The following is a 1,271-nucleotide window of genomic DNA, read 5'->3' as shown; positions in this document are numbered from 1 at the left end:
CCCCGGATTGCATCCGGGCTTGTATGTTCGGGGCAGCACCTTCAGACGCAGCGACTGAGGGTGCCGAGGTGGAGGGACTATCCGGGCTATCTGCCGTCTTCAGCGGACAGACTTCCGTAGACATATTCCCACTTCGTTTGCCTCAGCGTCGATTAGGAATGCAGCTCGCACCAACGTCGCAGTCCCCTCAAGGCCTGCTCGTCGATGACGGCCCATAGATGCAAGCTCACGCCCTGTGCAAACGCCCACCCCGGCTGTTTCAGTCTAGTCGCTGCTCACCCGGGGCTCCATCATGATTTCACCCACGCCTTGCTTCGGCTTTGATGTCAGCAGTACCGAGCTTTGCCTGACTCAGGCCGATCCCTTCACCCTGAATACCGCGGTCAAGTCGATACCCAACACCGCGCCGCAGATCCTTCGTTGGCTCAAGACCGTCCCTGCGGGGTGCCGTATCGGCATGGAGGCCACGGGCACGTTTCACCGCCTGCTGGCTGACCTGGCCCACCAAGCGGGCCACACGGTGTTCGTCCTCAACCCCGCCCACGTCGCCACCTATCTGCGCAGCCTTCGCGCCCGCGGCAAGTCCGATGTGCTTGATACGCGTGGCATTGCCCGCTATGTGCTCAACGAGGGCGCCTCGCTGCACCCCTACACACCACCCACAGCCCTGCAGGACACCTTGGCGCTGCTGATTCACCGTCGCCATCAGTTCGTCAAACAGCGCCAGAGCCTGCGCATGAGCATGGCAGGCCTGAGCTTGTGCAAACCGCAGTTCGACGCCCTGATCCAGTCCTTTGACGCGCTCTTGGTCGAGTTCGATGCCCGCATTACACAGACCATCGCCCAGGACGCTGAACTGCAAGCGCAGCGCCAACGCCTGTGCACCATCTGTGGCATCGGCCCTCTGGTGAGCGCCTCATTGACCGCAAGGCTGAGCCGCATCCCTTACGCCAACAGCGATGCCTTTGTAGCTGCTTACGGCATGGATCCCCGCCCCAGAGACTCCGGGCAGTACGTCGGGCGCCGCGTCTTGTCCAAGCACGGCAACCCCGAAGATCGTCGGCTCATCTACTTGGCCGCCGTCAGCGCCTGCAACAACCCTGAGTGGTTGGCCATGCGTGACAAGCTCGTGGCCAGAGGCCTATCCAAGATTGCCGCCTACTGCGTCATCGCGCGCAAACTCCTGCGCATCGCTTTCGCCGTCTGGACTTCAAAGAGCAGTTTTGATCCTCAACGCCTTCGCGGGGCTTGCGCTGCTCCATAGAATCTAC

Annotated in this window: 1 protein-coding gene; it reads left to right on the top strand. The window is 61.8% G+C overall.

Annotated features, from left to right (window positions below; all coding sequences use genetic code 11):
• Positions 1 to 292: 292 nt before the first annotated feature.
• The gene (locus DES47_RS28565) at positions 293 to 1,264 is read left to right on the top strand and encodes an IS110 family RNA-guided transposase (protein WP_133704197.1); all 972 of its coding nucleotides are present in this window, start codon (positions 293 to 295) and stop codon (positions 1,262 to 1,264) included.
• The last annotated feature ends 7 nt before the right edge of the window (positions 1,265 to 1,271 follow it).

It is taken from the genome of Roseateles toxinivorans, assembly GCF_004362525.1.
GTDB lineage: Bacteria > Pseudomonadota > Gammaproteobacteria > Burkholderiales > Burkholderiaceae_C > Paucibacter > Paucibacter toxinivorans.
The sequence above is the reverse complement of the archived record's forward strand: the minus strand, read 5'-3'. Positions and strand labels throughout refer to the sequence as shown.

Coding starts and splice junctions, on each gene's coding strand:
- DES47_RS28565 (WP_133704197.1), top strand. CDS start 293: ATGATTTCACCCACGCCTTGCTTCGGCTTTGATGTCAGCAGTACCGAG.